Raw genomic sequence first — 15500 nt, 5'->3', positions numbered from 1 at the left:
GCCGATGATGCCGACGCGCTTGTCGGCAAGGCCGGTGAGATTCCCCTCGGCCGTTCCGCCGGTGTAGGCGTAGTCCCAACGGCTGGTGTGGAAGGTGTGGCCTTTGAACGTCTCGATACCGGGGATACCCGGCAGCTTTGGTCGGCTCAGCGGACCACCGGCCAGGATGACGAAGCGCGCGCGAATTTTGTCGCCGCGATCAGTCTCGACCAGCCAGCGCGACTCCTTGTCCTGCCATGTCATCCGCGAGATGACAGTCTGGAACAGCGCGCGATCGTAGAGATCGAAGTGGCGGCCGATGCGGCGCGAGTGTTCGTAGATCTCAGGCGCGCGCGCATATTTGCGCACCGGCATGTAGCCGGTCTCTTCCAGCAGCGGCAGATAGATGTAGCTCTCGGTGTCGCAGGCCGCACCGGGATAACGATTCCAGTACCAGGTGCCGCCGAAATCGGCGGCCTTTTCCACCATGCGGAAATCATCGATCCCTGCAGCCCGCAGACGCGCGCCACACAAGAGCCCGCCAAAGCCGCCGCCCACGATGACGACTTCCGTTTCTTCCGTCACCGGTGAACGCGTGAAGCCGGGATCGGCCCAGGGATCGTCGAGGTAGCGACCGAAATCGCCGGCCGCCTCGACATATTGCGCCTTGCCTTCGCTGCGCAGACGGCGGTCGCGCTCGTCGCGATAGCGGGCACGCAATGCGGAGATGTCGACGCTGGCTATGCCTTCCGTGCCAGTCTTGTGTTTTTCCGCTGACATCGCTTTTTCTCCGGCGAATGCGATCTCAAATCGCATTCGCCAGTTAACGCCAAACGGTCGTTGCGCGCAATTGTATCTGCGGTTTTCAGGTGATCCCCGCAAGATCCTCAGCTAACGTTCCACCAATTGAGCCGCGGGAAGAAGCGGCCTTCCGGAGGACACGATGCAGGGATTGATGATGGATATGCCGCTCCTGATCAGCGGCCTTATCCAGTACGCAGCCGACAATCACGGCGAAGCCGAGATCGTCGCGCGCGAGATCGAGGGCGACATTCATCGCTACACCTATGCGGATGCGCATCCACGCATCAAGCGCATGGCGCTGGCGCTGAAGCGGCTCGGCATGAAGCAAGGCGACCGCGTCGGCACGCTCGCCTGGAATACGCATCGCCATTTCGAAATGTTCTATGCCGCGCCCGGCATGGGCTATGTGCTGCACACCATCAATCCGCGGCTGTTTCCCGAACAGCTCGTCTACATCATCAACCACGCCGAGGATCGCCTCCTCTTCATCGATCGCGCGACGCTGCCGATCGTGGAAGCGATCGCGCCGCAGTTGAAGACGATCGAGGCCTACGTCGTGATGTCGTCGCGCGAGCGGATGCCCGAGACGAAGCTTGCCAATGTACATTGCTATGAGGAGCTGCTCGCAAGGGAGAACGAGGCCGGATTTGCCTGGCCGGTGTTCGACGAAAAGTCGGCATCCACGATCTGCTACACGTCAGGCACGACAGGCAATCCCAAAGGCGTGATCTATTCGCATCGCGCCGCCCTGCTTCAGACCATGGTCTGCTCCGGTTTCGACTTCCTGCCCGGTCACATGGAGGGCGTGCGCGAGGTGATGATGCCGATGGCGCCTTTGTTCCACGGCAATGGCTGGAACATGCCGTTCACCGCGCCCTATACCGGCTCGAAGCTGGTGCTGCCCGGTCGCAATTACGAGCCCGACAAGCTCTATGAGCTGCTCGAAGGCGAGAAGGTGACGCTGTCGGCCGGCGTCCCGAGCTTCTGGCTGATCCTGCTCGACTGGCTCGGCCGCACCGGCAACAAGTTCACCACGCTGCGCGCGACACTGTCATCAGGCTCGGCGCCGCCGCGCACGATGGTCGAGAAGCTGAAGCGCGACTACGGCATCGACTACATCCAGGCCTGGGGCATGACGGAAGCGCTGGGCTGCTCAATGCCGAGCTTGCGCCCGGGCTCCGAGCATCTCAGCGACACCGAAAAGTTCGACCGGCGCATGGTGTCGGGACGCGCCTGTTTCGGCACGGCTCTGCGCATCGTCGACGACGGCGAGAAGGAGCTGCCGCGCGACGGCAAGACCGTCGGTCATCTGCGCGCCAGGGGCCCGTGGGTTGCGTCCGGCTACATGAAGCTCAATGAAGGCGTCGATCGCGACGGCTGGCTGATCACCGGCGACATGGCCGTGATCGACCCGCAGGGACATGTGACGCTGACCGACCGCTCCAAGGACGTGATCAAATCGGGCGGCGAATGGATCTCCTCGATCCAGCTCGAGGACGTCGCCCTCTCCCACCCCGACGTGCTGCAGGCCGCCGTCGTCGCCATCGCGCACGAGAAATGGCAGGAGCGCCCCCTGCTCCTGGTCGTGCGCAAGAAGGGCGCGACGGTGGAGGCCAAGGCGCTGCTCGACCACATGCGCCCGAAGATCGCGAGCTGGTGGATGCCCGATGCGGTCGAATTTCTGGACGAGTTTCCGATGACCGGCACCGGTAAGGTGCTGAAATCGGCGCTGCGGGAGAAGTTTAAGGGGTACCGCGCCGGCTGATCCCTCTCTGCGATCGTCTTCATCTTTTGGTAGATTCGCCCGCGATATATCTGGCGGTCGCAAACCCCAGGGATCGAGGACAAAATGGTGTTTTCCGGATTGGGCCTGCATCTCGGCAATCTGTCGCACCTGTCGAACGCGCAGTCGCGCTCGATCAGCCCGGAGAATTTTTCGGGCGAAAAGGGCAAGGGCGGCATGGCCGTGGACGGCCCGGCGGCGCGGCAGGCGCGCGATCTCGGCCCGGGCTGGAAGATCTCGCCTTATGTCGTGATCGAGCCGGGCGCTACCTTTACGCTCGCCGATATCGAAGGACAGGGCGCGATCCAGCAGATCTGGATGACGCTGGCGCGCGGCCGTCTCCGCCATTCCATCCTCCGCATCTACTGGGACGACCAGGCGCTGCCGAGCGTCGAATGCCCGGCCGGCGATTTCTTCGCCTGCGGCTGGGAAGATTTTGCGCAGGTCTCATCGCTCGCGGTGTGTGTCAATCCCGGGCGCGGCTTCAACTGCTATTGGGAAATGCCGTTTCGCAAACGCGCGCGCTTCACGCTGGAGAACCGCAGCGAGGAGCGGCTGACCGTCTACTACCAGATCAACTACACATTGACCGACGTGCCGGAAGACTGCGCCTATTTTCACGCGCAATTCCGCCGCACCAATCCCCTGCCCTACAAGGACGTCTACACCATCCTTGATGGTGTCACCGGCAAGGGACACTATGTCGGCACCTACATGGCCTGGGGCACCAACAGCAACGGCTGGTGGGGCGAAGGCGAGATCAAGTTCTTCATGGACGGCGACGGTGAATTTCCGACCATCTGCGGCACCGGCGCCGAGGACTATTTTTGCGGCGCCTACAATTTCGACCCTCATGTGCCGTGGATGCTCGCACATCCCGGCCAGAGCGGCGGCCCGCCGTCGCGCTACCAGGAATTCACCACGCCCTATGCCGGCCTGCCGCAGGTGATCCGCCCCGACGGCGTCTACCGCTCACAGCAGCGTTTTGGCATGTACCGCTGGCACATCACCGATCCCGTGCGCTTCGAGCGCGATCTGCGCGTGACCATCCAGGCGCTGGGTTGGCGCCACGGCGTCAAGGAGCCGAAATACCTGCCGCTGCAGGACGACATCGCCTCGGTTGCGTTCTGGTACCAGACGCTGCCGACGGCGCCGTTTCCGATGCTGCCGGACGCGGACTATCTCGAAGTGGATTAGGCACGCTTGGTAGCCCGTATGGCGCGAAGCGGAATACGGGACTCGTCGATCCCGGATTGCGCTGCGCTTCATCCGGGCTACGGGTTGGCGCCCCGCTTCTACCGAGAGCGTCCCGACATGCCAAGTGCACGGGCCAGCACGCCGCAGAATGCTCCCGCCTCCGAGGCGCCGCCGCGCCAGGCCACGATCTGATCGGGGCGGATGAGGACGAGATCGGCCTCGTAGAGATCGCGCAACGCCCGCGGCAAATCGACAAGTTTCAGATCGGCACCGAGAGCGGCTGCCGCCTCGCGCAGCGGACGCGGGTCGATCGCCGTGGATTCGAATTGCAGCAGCGTCCATTCGAAGCCGAACTGATCGTAAAGAGACATGCCGTCGCCGAGCCAGGCATGCGGCGCGCGCCCGCCTGGACAGGCGCTCGGCACGTAGACATTGGCTGCGTCAGGCGGGGGCGCGGTGCCGTCAGACACGATGATGGGCGAACCATCATAGCGGCCACCGAAGGTGATACCGGGAATGTTGAACTCGGCGCGGGCGTGCTGATTGAGATAAGCGCCGGCGACACGCCGCGCTTCCGCGCCAGCGTCCGTGGCATCCTCGATCTCCGGTGCGGCGGCATAGAGCCCAAGCGAGTCGGCAAAGCGGCGCGCATAGTCGGTGTTGCGGAGCGCGACGGGGCGTCGCTCGGTCTCGTAGCTGTCGAGCAGCGTCCGCGGACTGACGCCCTTGACGACACTGGCGAGCTTCCAGCCGAGATTGACCGCGTCCTCGATCGCGGTGTTGTAGCCGAGGCCGCCGGTCGGCGTGAACAGATGCGCGGCGTCGCCGCCGAGAAAGACCCGGCCGCGCTGCAGGCCGTCGGCCACCAGCGCATGACCGGCCGTCCAGGTCAGGTGCGAGAGCACCTCGCAATCGATGGGCGCACCGCAGGCGCGCTGGAACGCAGCCTTGGCGTCCTCAGCAGCGATCGTGCTCTCGTCTTCGCCGGGACGAAGCTGGGTGTGAAACGCGAACTCGTCGCGTCCGTTCACGCTTGCCATGAAGGCGCGCCGGTCGCGGTTGAAGCAATTATACATCCAGGCCTTGGCGTGCGGCACGCGCGCGTAAAACTGGGGCGAGCGGAGGTAGACGGCCAGCATGCGCCCGCCCATGAAGTCGCGCTGGCTCCCCGTACTTCCGCCATAGGAGATGCCGAGCGATTGCCGCACGAGAGAGCGTGGTCCGTCGGCGCCAACGAGAAAATCGGCATGAACCGTGAAGCTCGCGCCGTGGCCGACCGGCTCGACCTCGCCGACGATGCCGTCGTCCCGCTCGACGTAGCGTATGAGACGATGGCCGTAATGAACACGGATTCCCGGCAACTTCTCGGCATGCCGGCGCAGCACCGCCTCGACATATTTTTGCGACACCCGATGCGGCAGCTCCGCGGCGCTCCAGGAGCCGGATAGTCCTTTGACGAGCGCGCTCGCGCGCGACGAGGACGGCAGCTCGAACCGCGCCAGCTCGTGAGTCGTATAGCGCGTAAAATAGGCGACATCGGTCGGATAGTCCGCGGGAAGGCCGGCCTGGCGGATCTCGTCGGCAAAACCGAGCCGGCGATAGTGCTCCATGGTGCGGGCCTGCGTGGCATTGGCCTGCGGATTGAATGCCGTGTCCGGCTTCTCGTCGACGACGACGGCCGAGACGCCGCGCCGGCCAAGCTCGTTGGCGAGCATCAGCCCGCAGGGACCACCGCCCGCGATCAGCACCGATACCCTCAGCTCAGCCGCCAAGACGTACCCTCCTCCACGCTCTCACATTGCGTGGTAAGGGCGCCGGACGATTTAGTCAAGCAGCCTGACTATCTGTCTTCGAGCGTATCGAACCGTGCTCCGTAGTCCGCCAATCCCATGAGGATGGCGTCCATCGTCGCCTTGCCGAGCTCGGCGCGCATCTCGCGCTCGGCAAGGTCGACCGCGTCGCGAAACGCGTCCAGCCAGACCAGGCCGTCGGCGGTGAATTTGACGATGCGGGCCCGCCCGTCGCTGGGATCGGCGACGCGATCGACGAGCCCGAGTGCGGCGCATTGGTCCACGAGCTCACCCATCGCCTGCTTGCTCATCGCGGCGCGGCGCGCGAGCTCGGTCAGGCGTGTGCCCTCCACGTCGAGATTGCGGGTGAGATTGACATGGGCGATCCGCGTCTCGCCATGGCCGCCTTCGCTCATCAGCTCGAGCACGCGGGCTTCGAAGCGGCCGATGGCGTTGTTGAGGAGCCGGCCGATATTCGCATGCCGCCAGGCCGGCCCGGACCTTCCGGCCTTTGGGTCTCGCCTGCTCATCGCGAGCTCGTGACGCGCAGCATACCCTTCGGCGACAGCGCGCCGGGCCTGGCCGTTTTGGAGAAGGCTTCGCGCTGGAGCTGCTGGTCCATTTGTACAGATCGAGAATGCGACTTGCGATTTTTGGTCTTTATTTCCATTTCCTGCAAGGCACAATGGCGCTAACGACGAACATGGCAGGCGAGGAAAGCAGGGAACATGATCGGTTCATTCACCTTTGAAAACCTGCCCTGCCGCGTCGTGTTCGGCAGCGGCACGCTGAGCGCAGCCAAGGCCGAGGTCGAGCGGCTCGGGGGCAAGCGCGCGCTGGTGCTGACGACGCCGCAGCAGGAAGCCCAGGGCAAGAGCCTGGGTGCCGCGCTCGGGCCGCTCTATGCCGGCATCTTTCCCGGCGCGACCATGCACACGCCGGTCGAGGTCACCACCAAGGCGCTCGCCGCGATGCAGGCGTGCGAGGCCGACTGCGTCGTGTCGCTCGGCGGCGGCTCGACCACCGGTCTCGGCAAAGCGCTGGCCTTGCGCACCGGCGTCAACCAGCTCTGCATTCCCACCACCTATGCCGGCTCGGAGATGACACCGATCGTCGGCCAGACCGAGAACGGCCTGAAGACCACGGTGCGCGACGCGGCGATTCTGCCGGAGACCGTGATCTACGACGTCGATCTCACGATGACGCTGCCCGCGGGGCTCGCCGCGACATCCGGCATCAACGCGATCGCACATGCGGTCGAAGCGCTCTATGCGCGCGACACCAACCCCGTGACCTCGCTGATGGCGGAAGAAGGCATCCGCGCGCTAGCACGCGCCCTGCCGGTCATCGCCGCAAAGAGCGATGACCGTGAGGCCCGCACCGAGGCCCTCTATGGCGCCTGGCTGTGCGGCGTCTGCCTCGGCACCGTCGGCATGGCCTTGCATCACAAGCTCTGCCACACGCTCGGCGGCACCTTCGACCTGCCGCATGCCGAGACGCACACGATCGTGCTGTCGCACGCGCTCGCCTACAACGCGCCGGCGATACCCGACGCCATGACGCGCATCTCGCGCGCGATCGGCGGCGGCGATGGAGCGCAGGGCCTTTATGACCTGGCGCGGCGGCTCAATGCAAAACTGGCGCTGCGCGACATCGGCATGCCCGAGAGTGGAATCGACAAGGCGGCCGATCTCGCAGTGACGAACGCCTACTGGAATCCCCGCCCGCTGGAACGCAACGCCATCCGCGACCTGATCGCGCGCGCCTGGGCGGGCGAGCCGCCCGTCACGGCTCACCGGTAAGCACCATGACAGACGCGTCCAGGACTGTGGGCTGGATCGGCATCGGCAAGATGGGCCTGCCGATGTCCGTCCTCGTCGCCAAAGCGGGCTACGCCGTCACGGCATTCGACCAGAGCGCGGCACGGATCGCCGCCGCTCAGCAACATGGGATCCCGGTGGCAGAATCTGCCGCCGAAGCCGTCAGGAACCGCGCGGCCGTCATCACCTCGCTGCCTGACGATGCGGTGTTGCATACGGTCATGCTCGGCGCCGGCGGCATCATCGGCGCGATGGCGCAAAACTCGGTTCTGATCGAGACCAGCACGGTGAGTGCAGAGGCATCAGCCGAGGTCGACGCCGCCGCAAGAGCGCGCGGCATCGCCTATCTGCGCGCACCCCTCTCGGGCAATGCCAGCATCGTGCACACGGGCGCGCTGAGCTGTTTCGTCTCGGGTCCGAAGGACGCGTTCGAGAACACCAAGCCGTTGTTCGCGAGCTTCACCAGCGCGCAAACCTATCTCGGCCCCGCCGAGGAAGCGCGCTACGCAAAGCTCGCCGTCAATTTGATGATCGCGGTGTCGGCGGCGATGATGGCGGAAAGCCTGGCGCTGGCCCGCAAGGGCGGCATCGGCTGGCAGGACATGCTGAAGGTGCTCGACGACAGCGCCGTCGCCTCCCCGATGGTCAAGTACAAGACCGCGCCGCTGCGGACCCGCGACTTCGCGTCGACCTTCTCCTGCAAGCAGATGGCAAAGGACCTCGACCTCATCCTCGGTGCCGGCCACGCCGTCGGCGTGCCGCTGCAGCTCGCAGCCCAGGTGCGCGAGACCTATGGTGCGATCATCGCCCAAGGCGACGGCGAGACCGACTTCATCGCCACCGTCCGCCATCTCGAAAAACTGGTGGGCCTTGGTGAACCCAACCTTGGCGAACCCGCCCCTGGCGAACCAAAGTCCTGATCGACGGAGACATCATGCTGTTCGCGATCCACGCCCTCGACAAGCTGGGCGCCCTGCCGACGCGCCTCGCCCATTACGACGCGCACAAGGCGTTTCTCGGCGATACCTCGCGCTTCGGCGTCAGGATCGTGATGTCAGGACCGCTGGTGTCCGACGACGGCGCGACAATGATCGGCAGCCTGTTCCTGATCGAGGCACCCGGTCGCACCGAGGCCGAAGCCTTCAACCGCGCCGATCCGTTTGCCGCGGCCGGCATCTGGGAGAAGGTCACGATCACGGGCTTCCTGCGCCGGCAGGGATGAGGCTTTCGCCGGGTGCCGGCTAGGCGTCGATGCCGTGCCGGATCAGAATGCGTTCGGCGCTGTCGTTCCAGACGTCCATCTTGACGATCTTGCCATTGCGCACCACGAAGCGATCGACGTAGCGGTTGCCTTCGAACGGCGTGCCGTCCTTCCATTCGCCGTAGAGCGTCCCGATGCTGTAGACCACTGTTTCGCCGTCGCCCGGGCACACGTCGAAGCGGTCCATCTTCTTCTTGACCCAGCTATAGCGTTTGGCATTGAATCCGGTCGGCCCGCGCGGATGGTCGAACTCGCGCCCGCCCGTGAACGTGATCACGGTGCCCGGCGCCATGTAGACCGCCGCGGCGTCGGGGTCGGGAATCATCGACGCGACCAGATAGGCCTCCACGATCTTGGCGTCCGATGCGGGTTTGCTGTCGGTCTTTTCGGCAACGGTCACGGCTGATCCTCCAGAGGTTTCGCGATTCTATAGCGGGGATGCAGGGATGCATGCATAAATTTTGCAGGGCCCCCTCGCAAATTTGCTCACAATCTGAAACCGTCGTGCCTGGCTTTCCGCCCTAGAGTCCCGCCATGAAACCCCGGACATGATCGCCCGCACCGCATTCGATCTGATTATCCGCAACGCCATGTTGCGGACATCCGCCGCCCCCGTCGATATCGGCGTGGCCCGCGGCCGGATCGCCGCGATCGAGCCTCGCCTTGCCTGCGAGGGCGTCGAGGTCGATGCCGGCGGCCGGTTGGCCCTGCCCGGCTTTGTCGACACCCACATCCATCTCGACAAGGCGTGCCTCCTCGGGCGCTGTGCGCATGATCATGGCGGCGTCGCCGGGGCGATCCGCGCCGTCGCTGCGATGAAGAAGGATTTTACGGTCGAGGACGTCTATGGGCGCGGCGCCAAAGTGATCGAGCGCGCGATCGTCCACGGCACGACGCGCATGCGCACCCATGTTGAAATCGACCCTCGCATCGGGCTGCGCAGCTTCGCGGCTGTGAAGGCGTTGAAGCGCGACTATGCCTGGGCACTCGATTTGTCGCTCTGCGTCTTTCCGCAGGAAGGCCTGACCAACGATCCCGGCAGCGAGGAGCTGCTGGTGCAGGCGCTGCGCGACGGCGGCGAAGTGATCGGCGGCTGTCCCTATACGGACACGGATCCGACCACCCATCTCGAACGCATCTTCAATCTGGCCCAGGAGTTCGACGTTGACGTCGACCTCCATCTCGACTTCGATCTCGATCCATCCTGGTGGCATATGGACGAGGTCTGCCGGCAGACCGAGCAGCGCAACTATCAGGGCCGCGTCGCGATCGGCCATGCGACAAAACTCTCGGCCCTGCCGCCGGCGCGCCTGAAGGCCGCAACGGAGCGGCTGGCGAAATCCGGCGTTGCCGTCACAGTGCTGCCGGCGACCGATCTCTATCTGATGGGGCGCAATGCCACCCACAACGTGCCACGCGGGCTGACGCTCGCCCACAAGCTCGTCGCTGATGGCGTGCTGTGCTCGGTCGCCACCAACAACGTGCTCAACCCCTTCACGCCCTTCGGCGATGCGTCGCTGCTGCGCATGGCAAACTTTTACGCCAATGTCGCCCATGCCGCGGTCGGCGATTTCGACACCTGCCTCGACCTCGTCACCGATTTGCCGGCACGGCTGATGAACCTCCGGGATTACGGCATTGCCGTCGGCAACCCGGCCGACCTGATCGTGCTCGACACGTCAGACAGCCGCATGGCGATCGCGGAGCTGCCGGATGTCCTGATGGGCTTCAAGAAGGGACGTCAGGTGTTCGAGCGCAAGAGCCCGGTGCTGCTTCCTCCTTCGCGGAGCGCAGACTGATGGCCTTCGACACAGTCTTTCTGAATGCGCGGTTCGACGAGGGCGCCACACATCACATCGCAGTCTGCGGCGGACGCATCGCCGCCATCACGTCCGCCGACGAGCGGCCGGCCGGCGCTGAAGTCGTCGACCTCAACAACGCCCTCGTGGTATCAGGATTTGTCGAGGGCCATATTCACCTCGACACCAGCTTCTATGGCGACGTCTGGCGCCCGCACAAGCCCTGCACCGCCGGGTTCGATGTGCGCGAGCGCGTCGCGTTTCAGGCGCAAAACCTCGCCGAGGCCGCGCCGATGGATGTCCGCGCGCGCAACCAGCTCGACCTCTGCATCGGACACGGCACGACACGGATGCGCAGCCATGTCATGGTCGACGGCTCGGTCGGCCTGAAATCGCTGGAGACGATTTTGGCGGTCCGCGACGAATATAGCCGCCTGATCGACATCCAGCTCGTCGCCTTCCCGCAGAGCGGCATCCTCGCAAGCCCCGGCACCGCGCAACTGCTTGACGACGCGATCAGGCTGGGCGCCAACGTCGTCGGCGGGCTCGATCCCGCCAGTTTCGATCGCGACGTCGAAAAGCATCTCGATGTCGTGTTCGGCGTCGCGAGCAAGCATGGCGTCGATGTCGACATCCACCTGCACGACATGGGCATGCTCGGCATTTTCGAGATCGAGCAGATCGCCGCGCGCACACGCGCGCTCGGCATGCAGGGCCACGTCACCGTCAGCCATGCCTATGCGCTCGGCGATGTCTCCGCGGACATCCTCAGGAAGACGGCCGACACTCTCGCCCGTTTCGGCGTCGCCATCATGACGACCGCGCCGGGCGCGCGGCCCTTCCCGCCGGTAAAGAGCCTGCGCGATGCCGGCGTCACCGTGTTCGGCGGCAACGACAACATCCGCGATTCCTGGTGGCCCTATGGCGACGGCGACATGCTGCGGCGGGCGATGATGATCGGCTACCGTTCCGGCTTCAACGTCGACGAGGAGTTGCGGATCGCCTTCGATCTCGTCACGACCGCCGGCGCCAAAGCGCTGCGGCTCGAAGATTACGGCCTGCGCGTCGGCGCCAGGGCGGATTTTGTCACGCTGAACGCGGCGCACATTCCCGAAGCCGTCGTTGGCGTCCCTCCGGGGCGCGCGGTCTACAGGGACGGCCGGCTGGTCGCGGAAAACGGCAAGGTCGTCGGAAACCACGGCTGACGCGCGAGAATCCCCAATCCGTCGCAACCGTGAGTGGGCGATTCCAGTAGAATCCCGGGCCGCCCTCCGTAGACTCTCGCCGAATCCCGATAGGCGATTTCATTGCAAGTCAAATGATGATGCTCATACTAAGCGAGGAAAGGACGTCAACGCTCGACGGGGACGCTTTGACATGATCAGCGCATCCAAAACCACAACGGACGCTCTTGCCGGGCGCGCCAAGGCACCCGCCGATCTCGCCGTGCGCCGGCTCGACGGCATCGGGCACGTCTTGTCCGATCTCGATGTCGCGGGAGCTCGCACAATTGCGCAAAAGAACCGCGTCCTGATGACCCTCGATATGGCCGACAAATGCGTTCGTGTCGTCGTCGACGAATTCCGCGCGACACCGACCTACGCGCAACTTGTGCGGAAGTCCGACAGCCTGATCGGCTTGATCGAGCGTACTCGGAGCGAGCTCATCAGCCCGCGTCGCGAGGGCCGCAGGCTCAGCTAGACGCGCTCACGTCTCGCGCTTCGTCTTCGCGATGATCCGGTCCGCTTCGGTGCGCCAGTTCGCGCTGCGCGCAAACTCCTTGGTGCCCTTGGTGCCGAACAGCCCCTCGTCGGCGAGATCGGCCATCCAGCCCTGCCGCTCGGCGGTGCCTTGCGCTGACCACGGCGTGAGGCCGGCCTCGCGCACGGTCTCGGCGACCTCGCGCACCTCCTCGCTGCGGCGGCGGCCGTGCTCGATTACGCGCTGGAAGAAATAGGCGCCCTGCTTCTCCCAGTCGATGTCGGGAAACGTCTCCGCGAGCGAGGCCAGCACCGCATCCTCGACGCCATAGGCGCGCGCGGTGGTGAAACTCTCGATGACCATGGCCTCCATGCCCTTGATCATGATGCTGCGGCACATCTTGACCGCGGAGGACACGCCGAGCTGATCGCTCGCAACCTTCGATGCGAATCCGATGGCGTTGAGCAGCGGCGAAAGCTCGCGCGCACCGGAGCCTCCGAGCAGAAGCGGCACCTTGATCCGATAAGGCGGCAGCGAGGTCATGACAGCGCCTTCGACGTAACGCCCGCCGGCATCATCGATCAGTTTTGCGGCGCGCTGTTTTGCGCCGGGTGAAGCCGAGTTGAAATCGAGAAACCAGGTGCCCTGGTTGATCGCCGCCGCGCAGGCCTTTGCCACCGGCACCGCCTGGCTCGCAGTCACCGCCGAGACGATGAAGTCGGATCGCGCGGTGAGATCGGCATGCGAGGTCGCGAGCGCCACGCCGAATTTCGCGGCATGCTCTCGCAACGGCGCGGCCTGATCGCCGTCGAGCTTGGTGTCGTAGGCGGCAACCCTGATGTCCTGCTGACGCAGATCCTCAGCGAGAATGCGGCCGACCTCGCCATAGCCGACGAGACCTATCTGCCATCGTTTGGGATCACCCGACATGATCGTCTTCTTGGTTGTTGCTGGTCTCAGGTCGGACTGCTGACCGCGCGCTTGCGCACCGGCTCGACCTGGTCCACCGCCGGCGCCTGGAGCGAGGCGACGGTCGCCTGCACCAGTTGCTCGATGGCGGTCGCCGCATCGCCGCCATCGGTCTCGCCGCGCGCCAGGCGCGTCACGCGCTCGGGCGTGACAAGCGAGTAATAGAGCGCGCCGAGCAGAAAATGGCTGCGCCAGACGATGTCGGTGCGCGGGATGTGCGGCAGGCTGTCGTGGATCGCATCGATGAAGGCGTGGCTGGTGTCGTCAAAGGTCTGCGCGATGATGCGCCGCGCGACCTCGTTGCCTTCCGCCGACATCACGGCACGCAGCCGCGAGAAGCGTGCGCCGCCGCCGGCGAGATCGCTGCCCGAGGTGAACGCCGGCACGACATAGGCGCGCACGATCGCCTCGAGCCGGTCCTGCAGATCGCGCACGCGCTTGGCGGCCTCCAGCAGCTCCGAACGGCGAAGATTCATCGGCCCGCAATGCCGCTGATAGATCTCCAGCAACAAGCCGTCCTTGGTCTTGAAATGATAGGTCACGCTGCCCGGATTCGCGCCGGCGGCCTGCGCGATGTCACGCACGGACACGGCATTGAAACCGTTCGTCGCAAACAGCTCCTCGGCCGCGGCGAGGATCGCCTCGCGCATGTTGGGCTTGCGTGCCGGTTCCTTGCTGGTGGGCTTGCGGACCATTGATTTGGACTATCGTACAAATGAACGAGTTTCGTCAACAAGAACACGGCGCAAGGTGTCCAGGACGGCTCGCCAAAAGCCACGAAAACAACCCCATGCACAGTAGAAACCGGGGGCGTGCGGAAAGATTCGCTTTTTACGAAATAGCTCTTGACCCGTCGGGCAAATCACCTGTATATTGCCATCATCGCAGCAATCGTAGCGGGCCTCGGCGCGGCGCTTCGGCGGTCACCGCCAGACGATTTCGAAGCGGCGCAGGGAATGCAAAAACGCACCAGATTCTGCGCGATGATGTCCTGAAGTTGCTAAAAAAAGCACAAAGCAGTTATTCAGCCGCCATCGCCGCACGACGGCAAAGGCAGGATGCCCTCACCGGAATCTCCGCCCGCGCTTGCGCCAGATCGAGCCTCTGCTTGATCAGGGTGCTTTCGGCCTTTTCTCCACGGCGCGTCAGGCATTCGTGCAGCCCGTGCAGCGACCAGATGTTGTCGAGATGCTGGCAGGCGCGGCTCAGTTTGCCGTCGAGACCGAGATCGGAACGATAGACGGCCTCGGCCTCTTCGATCCGTCCCTGCTCGAGGAGCAGCGCGCCAAGCGCGTGGCGGGTCGGCTGCATCCATCCCCAGGGTTCGTCATAGGGCAGCGCGTCGCTGAGCGCGACCGATCTACGCAGATGCGCGAAGGCCGCATCGTGGTTGCCCTTGCGATACTCCAGCTCGCCGTTCAGCATCGCTTCCGCAACATTCAGGAGGTTGACGATGAAATGGTTATGCACACGCCGCGTCTCCGGCACGCGGGTCTTTGCCGCCAGGAATGACGCTCTCTCGGCCTCTGCCTCCGCGACATTGCCGAGCGCCGAGTGCGCAACCGCCTTGGCGTAATGGATCATGGCGACATTCGAGCAATAGAGGTCGCGATCCCCCGGCAATTCCTGCGCGATGATCTCGTGCCATTTGCCGAAGCGCACGAGGACGTGCTGCTTCATGGTCAGGTATCCCTCGAGATAATCGGCCATCGGTGGCGATTCAATCCGCAACACCGCGTCCGGAATCGTCGCGTTCAACTCCTCGGCAAGCGCGATCGCGGGCGTGTACTGGCCCAGAAACATCGCGCCATAGATCGCGAAGTGGAAATTGTGAATGACGTAGACGAGGTAGACACCGGGATCATCGGAATAAGCGAGGAATTTGCGGTCGGTCGCCAGCGCCTTCTGGTTATAGACGAGGACGTCATGGTAGTTCCCGCACAGCACGTCGAGATGCGTCGGCATGTGGATCAGATGACCGGAGTCGGGAACGATGTCGCGCAAGCGGTCGCCGGCGCGTAGCGCCCGCTCCGGAAATGGCGACATCTCCATCAGGTGAACATAGAGATGCAGCAGGCCCGGGTGATCCCATGCGGCCGGCATCCTCTCGAATGCATCTTCGAGAACGGCCCTGCATTCCTCGGTGCCCGCCCCTTCCGCGGCTTTGCCCGATGTCAGATCCCACATCAGCCAGGGCGTCTCGTTCATGATCGCCTCGGCAAAGACAGCCCTGACATCGAGATCGTCGGGGAAGGTTTTGAAGATCTTTCGCATCTCCTTCGTGTAGGCCCTGTCCCAGGGCGCCATGTCCTCGATCGCTTCGCGTTGAGGATAGCGCGCGGGCAACGCGCGGATCATCGCGCGCTCGACGGGACTTGCCGTCTCCGCGCGCGCGAG

15 protein-coding genes are annotated in these 15500 nt (G+C 64.5%); 8 read left to right on the top strand and 7 right to left on the bottom strand.

From position 1 onward, the window contains the following. Positions 1–759 (bottom strand): flavin-containing monooxygenase (locus tag C2U70_RS27750; RefSeq protein ID WP_140981815.1); only part of this gene is annotated, 759 nt, incomplete at its 3' end. A gap of 163 nt (positions 760–922) precedes the next feature. Between C2U70_RS27750 and C2U70_RS27745 the strand changes: the two genes are divergently transcribed. Further along, entirely contained in the window at positions 923–2548 is a 1626-nt protein-coding gene (locus C2U70_RS27745; protein WP_140981814.1) for a long-chain fatty acid--CoA ligase, read from the top strand. Positions 2549–2632: 84 nt separating this feature from the next. Further along, positions 2633–3763 carry a glycoside hydrolase family 172 protein gene (locus C2U70_RS27740; RefSeq protein ID WP_140981813.1) on the top strand — a complete coding sequence of 377 codons (1131 nt, stop codon included), beginning with the start codon at positions 2633–2635 and terminating at the stop codon, positions 3761–3763. A gap of 98 nt (positions 3764–3861) precedes the next feature. Here the strand turns inward: C2U70_RS27740 and C2U70_RS27735 are convergent, their stop codons facing one another. Beyond that, the gene (locus C2U70_RS27735) at positions 3862–5535 is read right to left on the bottom strand and encodes an FAD-dependent oxidoreductase (RefSeq protein ID WP_140981812.1); all 1674 of its coding nucleotides are present in this window, start codon (positions 5533–5535) and stop codon (positions 3862–3864) included. Positions 5536–5603: 68 nt separating this feature from the next. Then, positions 5604–6083, bottom strand: coding sequence for a MarR family winged helix-turn-helix transcriptional regulator (locus C2U70_RS27730; protein ID WP_140981811.1), 480 nt, complete (start codon positions 6081–6083; stop codon positions 5604–5606). A gap of 198 nt (positions 6084–6281) precedes the next feature. Here C2U70_RS27730 and C2U70_RS27725 point away from each other — a divergent pair, with 198 nt between their 5' ends. The 3 genes from C2U70_RS27725 to C2U70_RS27715 are packed head-to-tail and all read left to right on the top strand — an operon-like array spanning position 6282 to position 8595. Then, positions 6282–7355 carry a maleylacetate reductase gene (locus tag C2U70_RS27725; RefSeq protein WP_140981810.1) on the top strand — a complete coding sequence of 358 codons (1074 nt, stop codon included), beginning with the start codon at positions 6282–6284 and terminating at the stop codon, positions 7353–7355. A 5-nt stretch (positions 7356–7360) separates the two neighbouring features. Beyond that, positions 7361–8293 (top strand): NAD(P)-dependent oxidoreductase, encoded by a 933-nt coding sequence (locus C2U70_RS27720; RefSeq protein WP_140981809.1) that lies wholly within the window; start codon positions 7361–7363, stop codon positions 8291–8293. A gap of 14 nt (positions 8294–8307) precedes the next feature. Next, positions 8308–8595, top strand: coding sequence for a YciI family protein (locus C2U70_RS27715; protein ID WP_140981808.1), 288 nt, complete (start codon positions 8308–8310; stop codon positions 8593–8595). Positions 8596–8614: 19 nt separating this feature from the next. Here C2U70_RS27715 and C2U70_RS27710 read toward each other — a convergent pair whose 3' ends face one another. Continuing rightward, positions 8615–9034 (bottom strand): nuclear transport factor 2 family protein, encoded by a 420-nt coding sequence (locus C2U70_RS27710; protein ID WP_140981807.1) that lies wholly within the window; start codon positions 9032–9034, stop codon positions 8615–8617. 148 nt (positions 9035–9182) lie between these two features. On the opposite strand from C2U70_RS27710, the gene C2U70_RS27705 reads away from it, so the two are divergent. The 3 genes from C2U70_RS27705 to C2U70_RS27695 all read left to right on the top strand — a co-directional run bounded on the left by C2U70_RS27705 (position 9183) and on the right by C2U70_RS27695 (position 12134). Continuing rightward, on the top strand, positions 9183–10433 hold the full coding sequence (locus tag C2U70_RS27705) for an amidohydrolase family protein (protein ID WP_140981806.1): 1251 nt from the start codon (positions 9183–9185) through the stop codon (positions 10431–10433). Beyond that, positions 10433–11638 carry an amidohydrolase family protein gene (locus C2U70_RS27700; protein ID WP_140981805.1) on the top strand — a complete coding sequence of 402 codons (1206 nt, stop codon included), beginning with the start codon at positions 10433–10435 and terminating at the stop codon, positions 11636–11638. The genes C2U70_RS27705 and C2U70_RS27700 overlap by 1 nt, the downstream gene beginning before the upstream one ends. A gap of 172 nt (positions 11639–11810) precedes the next feature. Continuing rightward, complete coding sequence (locus C2U70_RS27695; protein ID WP_140981804.1) at positions 11811–12134, top strand: hypothetical protein; 324 nt, start codon at positions 11811–11813, stop codon at positions 12132–12134. A 6-nt stretch (positions 12135–12140) separates the two neighbouring features. On the opposite strand, the gene C2U70_RS27690 is transcribed toward C2U70_RS27695, so the two are convergent. The 3 genes from C2U70_RS27690 to C2U70_RS33220 form a co-directional block, all read right to left on the bottom strand. Further along, positions 12141–13094, bottom strand: a complete 954-nt coding sequence (locus C2U70_RS27690) for a DUF1932 domain-containing protein (RefSeq protein WP_283810409.1) — start codon at positions 13092–13094, stop codon at positions 12141–12143. Then, entirely contained in the window at positions 13091–13798 is a 708-nt protein-coding gene (locus C2U70_RS27685) for a TetR/AcrR family transcriptional regulator (RefSeq protein ID WP_140981802.1), read from the bottom strand. The genes C2U70_RS27690 and C2U70_RS27685 overlap by 4 nt, the downstream gene beginning before the upstream one ends. Before the next feature lie 325 nt (positions 13799–14123). Beyond that, the coding region (locus tag C2U70_RS33220) for a tetratricopeptide repeat protein (protein ID WP_186294513.1) at positions 14124–15500 on the bottom strand (1377 nt) is incomplete at its 5' end.

Source organism: Bradyrhizobium guangdongense, assembly GCF_006483445.1.
Taxonomy (GTDB): Bacteria; Pseudomonadota; Alphaproteobacteria; order Rhizobiales; family Xanthobacteraceae; genus Bradyrhizobium; species Bradyrhizobium guangdongense_A.
This window is presented reverse-complemented; position numbering and strand designations above follow the sequence as displayed.